General features: G+C 46.6%; 8 protein-coding genes. All 8 read left to right on the top strand.

Going from position 1 to position 8,146, the window contains the following annotated elements:
* The first annotated feature begins 154 nt into the window (after positions 1-154).
* The gene (locus ACJMLT_RS07005) at positions 155-1,108 is read left to right on the top strand and encodes an immunoglobulin-like domain-containing protein (protein ID WP_405728602.1); all 954 of its coding nucleotides are present in this window, start codon (positions 155-157) and stop codon (positions 1,106-1,108) included.
* A gap of 13 nt (positions 1,109-1,121) precedes the next feature.
* A complete protein-coding gene (locus ACJMLT_RS07010; protein WP_405728605.1) occupies positions 1,122-2,045 on the top strand; it encodes a hypothetical protein in 924 nt (307 codons plus the stop codon).
* Positions 2,046-2,173: 128 nt separating this feature from the next.
* Positions 2,174-3,091 (top strand): ribonuclease Z, encoded by a 918-nt coding sequence (locus ACJMLT_RS07015; protein WP_405728608.1) that lies wholly within the window; start codon positions 2,174-2,176, stop codon positions 3,089-3,091.
* Between the two features lie 7 nt (positions 3,092-3,098).
* Positions 3,099-4,127, top strand: coding sequence for a tRNA (adenosine(37)-N6)-threonylcarbamoyltransferase complex transferase subunit TsaD (tsaD, locus tag ACJMLT_RS07020; protein ID WP_405728611.1), 1,029 nt, complete (start codon positions 3,099-3,101; stop codon positions 4,125-4,127).
* Positions 4,128-4,159: 32 nt separating this feature from the next.
* Positions 4,160-4,495: a hypothetical protein gene (locus tag ACJMLT_RS07025; protein WP_405728614.1), complete on the top strand. Its 336-nt coding sequence runs from the start codon at positions 4,160-4,162 to the stop codon at positions 4,493-4,495.
* A 12-nt stretch (positions 4,496-4,507) separates the two neighbouring features.
* Positions 4,508-5,029 (top strand): GNAT family N-acetyltransferase, encoded by a 522-nt coding sequence (locus ACJMLT_RS07030; RefSeq protein ID WP_405728617.1) that lies wholly within the window; start codon positions 4,508-4,510, stop codon positions 5,027-5,029.
* 164 nt (positions 5,030-5,193) lie between these two features.
* Positions 5,194-6,123 (top strand): hypothetical protein, encoded by a 930-nt coding sequence (locus tag ACJMLT_RS07035; RefSeq protein WP_405728620.1) that lies wholly within the window; start codon positions 5,194-5,196, stop codon positions 6,121-6,123.
* Between the two features lie 131 nt (positions 6,124-6,254).
* The coding region (locus tag ACJMLT_RS07040) for a fructose-1,6-bisphosphatase (RefSeq protein WP_405728623.1) at positions 6,255-8,146 on the top strand (1,892 nt) is incomplete at its 3' end.

Consider the following 8,146-nt stretch of genomic DNA (forward strand, 5'->3'; position numbering starts at 1 on the left):
AAAAATAAACAGAAAATACGTATTTTTTTTTAGGCAGAAGAAAACGGTGTTTTTCTGCGGAAATCTTAAGAAATCTGAAAGAGTTTTGTAAAGGGGCTGTAACCTAAGAAAGGGGAAAAAGTGCTATTCTGAGGGAAAGAAAGGGGGATTTTTTATGAAACGGTTTTTCATAACGGGAATGCTATTGACGTTTCTGTTTACGGGAACAGCCTTTGCTGCAGAAAGAGAAACAACGCTGCTGGTGGATGGTACGAAAAAAGAATTGCAACATCCGCTGTGGGTGAAGGATGGGAAGACACTGATCGCTGCGGAGGATATGGCAGAGATTCTGGGCGGGAGACTGGAAGAGGATAAGAACTTTTTGCATTTGCAGATCGAACAAAAGGAAGACACAGAGGATACGGTCTGGTTGGACGAATCCTATGATTTCTTCATCATGAAAAAACAAAGCCCCCATTGGAGAGGCCCGCTGCAGGGGTATGCGGGGCCTGCGGGCGTCTGGTATATGGAACTTCGCGCAACGGCAGATGTGACCGATATGGATACGATGTGGAAAAGAACTGAGAAAGGCGATGTAATTATGCTGAATGGCGCAAGAATGCCCCGCTTATCCATGGAGGTATTTCATCATGCAACAGAAAACACGGTTACACTGATGGTGCAGAATGGAGAACCTCAGTCCTTTGCAGCGGGGGATGAATATTTCCTGCAGAAATGGAACGGAGAACGCTGGGAACGTATGCCGCTGGTGAATGATATGGATATAGACGGGATCAGCATCGGTATTCCGGGAAATTGGTATCACTATGATAATGAGAAAGAGAAAGGTAGAAACAGCATGACGTACAGGCTGTATCCCTATGGAGAAATGTTGGATGCAGGAAAATATCGTGTTTGCTTGCCTATCGTTTATGAAATGATGAATTTCCCGTTTTCTGCACCGACGGATTCTGATCCCGTAACAGAAACAGACAGTGAAATTCTGAAGGAATGGCAGATGTTTTATAAAACAGCCAACAGCAGGCCGGCTTTTTTCACACGGCCGGCAGAAGAAGGATACCGCAGCAGAACGGGATATGTTCTGGCTGGTGAATTTGAGGTGGAATAAGGGGTGAAAGGAAATGAAACGATTACTGATGATAATATTTCTGATGAGCTTCATGATGAGCGGCACGGCTTTTGCGGCAGAAAAAGAAATCAGTTTGCTTGTGGATGGCGTGGAAAAAGAACTGCAGTATCCAATATGGCAGAAAGAGGAGAAGGTGCTGATTTCTGTCGTAGATTTTGCGGATATCGTAAAGGCTGAGTTGGAAGATACGGGCGGCGGCCATATTCATTTGAAAGTGGGAAAACAGGAAGAAAACAATATATGGGTGGATGAAGAATATGAATTTTGGATAGCAAAAAATAAAAAAGATTGTTGGAGTGGAATGTTGCAGGCGGAAAAAGGAAGGGATGATCGTTGGTATATCCCCCTGAGAGCGGCGGCGGAACAGGTTGATTGGGCTGTATCCTGGAAAATGGCAGAAGGGAAAAAGACGATTCTTTTGGAAAGTCCTGTTATGCCAAAGCTTACTATGACAGCGGAATATGACAGAGAAAAAAACTGTGTGTCTGCCTTTTTGCGCAATGGGGAGCAGCAGGCTTTTACCGGATATTATGACATTTTCCTGCAAAAAAAGAATGGAGAAAACTGGGAAAGCGTGCCTATGAGAAAAGAACCTGTTTTGGATAATATGATAATGATTATTTCGGGAAACTGGATGTCTGAAGGCGGCAGGGAGCGGTACAGTATGGACGCCTTTGCGGGGAAACTGCCGGAGGGCAGATACCGTCTTTGTGTTCCTGTGAGCTTTTCTCGCCTGCGGCCACCGGCGGAGAAGCCGAATTTTGATGGAATGACGGCGGAACAGATCTTGCTGTATCAGGGAGAACGACATTATGATATCATCAACAGCAATCCTCCCTTTTTCGCCCATCCTGTGCAGGAGGGGGAAAGAAGGGATACCAATTATATCGTGGCAGGTGAGTTTTTTGTGAAATAAGAGGACGAAAGTCCTCTTTTCCTTTTCAGAAATGATTGTATTTTACCCCCTTTTGCGGTATGATAAAAGAGTGAAAATGGGAATACTATTTTCTGGAAACGAAATAGGTATACAAAGGAGAAAATCAAATGTTAGATATTTGCTTACTGGGGACAGGCGGTATGATGCCTATGCCCAGCCGCTTTCTGACATCTATGCTGGCGCGCCTGAACGGCAGGCTGGCACTGATCGACTGCGGCGAGGGCACGCAGGTGACCATGAAGATGCTGGGATGGGGCTTTAAAGCCATTGATGTGATCTGCATCACCCATTTCCATGCAGACCATATTTCCGGTCTGCCGGGGCTTCTTCTGACCATCGGCAATGCAGGCAGAACAGAACCGCTGAAAATGGTAGGGCCTGTGGGACTGCAGAAGGTCGTAGAGGGTCTGACCATCATTGCCCCCGAACTTCCCTTTGAAATAGAATTTATTGAACTGGATAAGGACGCACCAAACCCCGTTCGGGCAGGTGAGTTTGAGATCCATCACTGCATGGCGGACCATATGGTCAGATGCTATGCCTACCGTATTGATCTGAACCGTAAGGGCAGATTCGACGTGAAAAAGGCAGAAGCACTGCAGCTGCCCAAACCTCTCTGGGGACGTGTCCAGAAGGAAGGCAGAGTGGAACATGCGGGCAGAGTTTATACTGCGGAAATGGTGCTGGGAGAACCAAGAAAAGGGATCTCTGTGGCATACTGCACCGACAGCCGCCCGGTGGATCGTATCATGCAGTTTGTAAAAGGGGTACAGCTTTTTATCTGCGAAGGGATGTACGGTGAAGAAGAGAAAAAACAGAAGGCAAGAGAGAACAAGCACATGCTGTTTTCTGAGGCAGCCCGCATGGCGAAAAACGCCAATGTGGAAAAACTGTGGCTGACACATTTCAGTCCTTCTTTGAATGAACCGGAAGAATTTCTTCCTGCGGTACGGGAAATTTTCCCCGCAGCTGAATTAGGTGAGGAAAGAAAAACCATCACCATTGAATTCCCGAAGGAGGGATAAGGAAAATATGGACGAAAGAAAAGATATTTATATACTGGCCATCGAGTCCAGCTGTGACGAAACAGCGGCTGCGGTGGTGAAAAACGGCAGAGAGGTACTTTCCAATGTGATCTCTTCTCAGATCGACCTGCATACCCTGTATGGCGGCGTCGTGCCGGAGATCGCATCCAGAAAACATGTGGAAAACATCGATGGTGTCATTAAAAAAGCGATGGCAGACGCAGGGATGACGCTGGAAGAAATGGATGCCATCGGCGTAACATACGGCCCCGGTCTGGTAGGGGCACTGCTGGTGGGGCTGGCAGAAGCAAAGGCACTGGCCTATGCGGCAGGAAAACCTCTGATCGGCGTGCACCATATCGAAGGGCATATCTGTGCAAACTATATTCAGAATAAAGATTTTGAACCACCTTACATGGCGCTGGTGGTTTCCGGCGGTCATTCTCATCTGGTCTATGTATCTGACTACGGTAAATATGAGATCCTTGGCAGAACCAGAGACGATGCGGCAGGGGAAGCATATGACAAGGTAGCCCGCGCCATTGGCATGGGATACCCCGGTGGTCCGAAGATCGATGCTGCAGCAAAACTGGGAAATCCTGATGCAGTGAAATTCCCCAGAGTTTTTCTGGAGGAAGACAGCTATGATTTCAGCTTCAGCGGATTAAAATCAGCAGTTCTGAATTATGTGAATAAACAGAAGATGATGGGCGAAGCAATCGTTCCCGAAGATATCGCGGCCAGCTTCCAGCAGTCTGTGGTGGAAGTTCTGGTAGGCAAGACCATCAAGGCGGCAAAAGCCAACGGTGTGAAAAAGATCGCACTGGCCGGTGGGGTTGCTTCCAACAGCACACTCCGCGGCAAGATGCAGGAAGCCTGCGAAAGGGAAGGCTTTGTCCTGAGTATTCCTTCTCCGATCCTCTGCACAGACAACGCAGCAATGATCGGCTGTGCGGCATATTATGAGTATATGGCGGGGGTAAGAGACGGACTGGATCTGAATGCAAATCCCAGTCTGAGACTGGGGGATAGATAACACAAAGCAGTGAAAATAAGGAGGAAGGATTTATGGCTACTATTTTGAACAGATACAGTAACATCATGGCAATGAATGTAGGCGGTATGATCGAATTAGCAGAAGACCCTATGAAAATGGCAAATCATCTGGCACACCATATGGAAGATGACATTGCCAGAACCAGAAGGGAAGGCTATGCTTTGATTGAAGATATCGAAAAACTGGAAGATGACAGGTCTGTTCCAAACGCAGAAGCACTGCTGGTGGCAAAAAAAGCAGAACTGATGAAACTCCATGAAATTCACGAAAAACTGCAGGAACAGCTGCGTCAGATCACCATCCTGACTGCAGCGATGTATGAACTGCATCGCGCGAAAAAAAGCTGAGGAGGGATTTTGGTGATCCGCCCGGCAAGAGAAAGTGATTTACAGGAAGTGGAAAAGATCTTCCATGAAATACTGGACCATGAAGCGGAAACAGTCAATTACAGCAACTGGATCAAAGGAAAGTATCCAACCAGGGCTCATGCGGAAAAAGCGTGGAAGGAAGGTACCCTCTATGTGGGCGAGGATGAAACCGGCCGCCTGTTTGGCTGTGCCAATCTGAACCATATCCAGCTGGATGAATACGTAAAGATCCCCTGGGAATATGAAGGGGAAGGAGACGAGGTTTTCGTCATCCACATGCTTTGTATCCGTCCCGACTGCGCAAGACAGGGCAGAGGAAAGGAATTCATTGCCTTTTCCGAAGAACTGGCAAGAACAAGAGGCTGTAAAACTGTCCGTATTGATACATACGAAGGGAACAAGCCGGCAGAAAGCCTGTATACCTCTCTGGGCTACAGACTGGCGGGAAAGACCCTGTTTTTCTTCCAGCAGGTGATCTGGGAAAACCTGATTTGTCTGGAAAAGAAATTATAATGAAAAGAAAAAAGAAGGAGTTTCTCCTTCTTTTTTTATGGGCAGAATCCTGTTGCCTCTGCTGTTCTGTAAGAAAAAATTAAGAATCGCAATGGTCGGATACAATTGGATTTTCCGTCGAAGTGTGCTATCATATTCCGAAAGGAGAAAGAAAGGATGATCCCATGAGAAATGAAATTTATCATAGAGAGTTAAAATGGATAGAGCTGATCGCAGGGGCGATGCACGTTTTTGCGGCTATCTTTGGTTCTTTTGCAAAAGTACTGCTGTTTATTTTTCTGCCCATCTCCCTTTTGGACAGCGTGATTCTGGAAAGAATGGTACAGGCGCAGGGGTATCTGCTCCACATAGATTCTACGATGGGTCCCAGTCAGACCCAGATACAGGAAATGCTGTATATACTGGGAAATCTGCTGACACAGGAACTTCTTCTGTATGCCGTTGCGATGTTCCTGCAGCCGGTAGGTGTGATCGCCGTTGCAAAGATGGTGAAACAGTATATCGATGGGGAAAAGATAGAAGCAGGGAAGGCGATTTCTGAAGCCTTGAACCAGATGCCTGCCATCCTGATTACAGGGTTTCTTTATGGCGTGCTGGTGCTGTTGGGCAGTTTTGTTATCGTGCCCGGGGTTTACTTTGGGATCGCGTGGGGGCTGTACACCTGCTGTATTGCCTTTGAAGACAAAAAAGGCTGGGATGCCCTCAGAAGCAGTAAGGCGTTGGTGCAGGGGAAATGGTGGCGTACCTTTGGATATCTGTTCCTGCTGGCATGTGTATCCGTTTTGTGGAATTCCGTATTTGAAATGATCTGTTCCTTCTTCGGAGAAGGGATGCTGCCGGATCTGGTATATCAGTTCCTGAGCTATATTTCCGTAGGTTTTGTTGCAGTGGGAGAATGCCTGCTGTATCTGAACCGCAAGGCTGTTGCAGAGGGTGCCTGTGTTTTTGATACGGACTTTGTCAATGCGTATGCAGCAAGGGAGGAAGACCTGCTTGCAGAGCCTGTGGAAGGAACTGTGGACGGCGTAACAGACGATCCGACAGAAGAAACGAGTCTTCTGGAAGAGAAGAAAGAGGAAAACGAACATAAATAAGAAGATGCCTCGATACAATTTGTATTGGGGCGTTTTTTGTCCCGATTTTTGGAAAATTCTCTAGGAAAATCTTTTTATTGGTGCTATACTGAAAAGGTAGGCACAAGTGGACAAAGAATAGAGGTGCATTTATGTATTGTGGGAATGGCAACTTTACAGCAGAAGAAGTAAAATATATGAAACTGCTGTCAGATCAGTATAAAAATATCAACAGTGCGGCAACAGAGATCATCAATCTGAAGGCGATTCTGAACCTGCCCAAAGGGACAGAACACTTTGTATCCGATATCCATGGGGAAGCGGATTCCTTCAGCCATGTACTGCGCAATGCTTCCGGGGTTATCAAAAACCAGATCAGTGCGATCTTTGGGGAAAGCCTGCGTAACAGCGAAAAGAAATCTCTGGCAACATTGATCTACTATCCGGAACAGAAGCTGGAACAGATGGCAGATACAGAAGATCCTGAGGATCTGGAAGAATGGTATAAGATCACTCTGCACAGACTGGTAAAGATCTGTAAGGTGGTTGCTTCCAAATATACCCGTTCCAAGGTGAGAAAAGCCCTGCCCAAGGAATTTGCTTATATCATCGAAGAACTGCTGCATGAAAATAATTCCAGTGCAGACAAAGATCTGTACTATACAGAAATCATCCGTACGATCATTGACCTGGGACAGGCGGATCGTTTCATCACAGCCATGTGTAAACTGATCCAGAGACTGGCCATCGACCAGCTCCATGTTCTGGGTGATATCTATGACCGAGGCCCTCACGCGGCACGTATCATGGATATTCTGGCAAACTATCATTCTGTGGATATTCAGTGGGGCAACCACGATATCGCATGGATGGGTGCTGCTGCCGGCTGTCAGGCGCTGATCTGCAATGTGCTGCGTATCCAGACAAGATATGCGAACCTGGATACCATCGAAGAAGATTACGGCATCAACCTGCTGCCTCTGGCAACCTTTGCCATGGACAAATATGCCGGTGACCCCTGCGAACAGTTCAAACCCAAAGGGGATGAAGAACTGAGCGATAAGGACTTTAAAATGATCGCTAAAATGCATAAGGCCATTTCCGTTATGCAGTGGAAGATGGAAGGCCAGATCATCATGCGCCGTCCTGAGTTCCGTATGGAAAACAGACTGCTGCTGGATAAAATCAATTTCGAAAAAGGTACTGTAATGATCGAAGGGGTAGAATATCCTATGAACGATATGAACTTCCCTACGATCGATCCAAAAGATCCCTATACCCTGACAGAAGAAGAACAGCTGGTAATGGACAAGGTAAAATCCTCCTTTGTCAACAGTGAAAAGCTGCAGGAGCATACCCGTGTGTTGTACCATAAAGGCAGCATGTATACCATCTTCAACTCCAATCTGCTGTTCCATGGATGCATTCCCATGAATGATGACGGCACACTGAAGGAAGTGATGTTCCGCGGGAAAAAATATATCGGCAAGTCCTATCTGGACGAAGTAGAAAGAACCATGCGTGAAGGCTATTTCAGCAAAGCCCACACAGAAGCGAAACGCGAATGTATGGACTACATCTGGTATATGTGGTGCGGGGAAGATTCTCCTCTGTTCGGCAAAAAGAAAATGACAACCTTCGAACGTTATTTCGTGGATGATAAAGCGACCCATAAGGAAGAAAAGAACCCTTATTATACTCTGAGAAATGAAGAATCTGTCTGCAAGCATGTGCTGGAAGCATTTGGGTTGGATTCCGAAACTTCCCATATTGTAAATGGTCATGTGCCCGTTAAGGTAAAGAAAGGCGAAAGTCCCATCAAGGCAAACGGTAAGCTGTTTGTCATCGACGGCGGTTTCTCCAAGGCATACCAGAAGGAAACGGGGATCGCAGGCTATACCCTGATTTATAACTCCCACGGGATCGTACTGGTATCCCACGAACCTTTTGTATCTACAGATATCGCGGTTGCAGAAGAAAAGGATATTCTGTCTTCAACAGTAGCCCTGCAGTATACACAGGATCGTATCCGTGTAAGAGATAC

Origin of the sequence: Anaerotignum sp. (assembly GCF_045122575.1) — a bacterium.
Classification (GTDB): domain Bacteria; phylum Bacillota; class Clostridia; order Lachnospirales; family Anaerotignaceae; genus Anaerotignum_A.

Coding starts and splice junctions, on each gene's coding strand:
- ACJMLT_RS07005 (WP_405728602.1), top strand. CDS start 155: ATGAAACGGTTTTTCATAACGGGAATGCTATTGACGTTTCTGTTTACG.
- ACJMLT_RS07010 (WP_405728605.1), top strand. CDS start 1,122: ATGAAACGATTACTGATGATAATATTTCTGATGAGCTTCATGATGAGC.
- ACJMLT_RS07015 (WP_405728608.1), top strand. CDS start 2,174: ATGTTAGATATTTGCTTACTGGGGACAGGCGGTATGATGCCTATGCCC.
- tsaD (WP_405728611.1), top strand. CDS start 3,099: ATGGACGAAAGAAAAGATATTTATATACTGGCCATCGAGTCCAGCTGT.
- ACJMLT_RS07025 (WP_405728614.1), top strand. CDS start 4,160: ATGGCTACTATTTTGAACAGATACAGTAACATCATGGCAATGAATGTA.
- ACJMLT_RS07035 (WP_405728620.1), top strand. CDS start 5,194: ATGAGAAATGAAATTTATCATAGAGAGTTAAAATGGATAGAGCTGATC.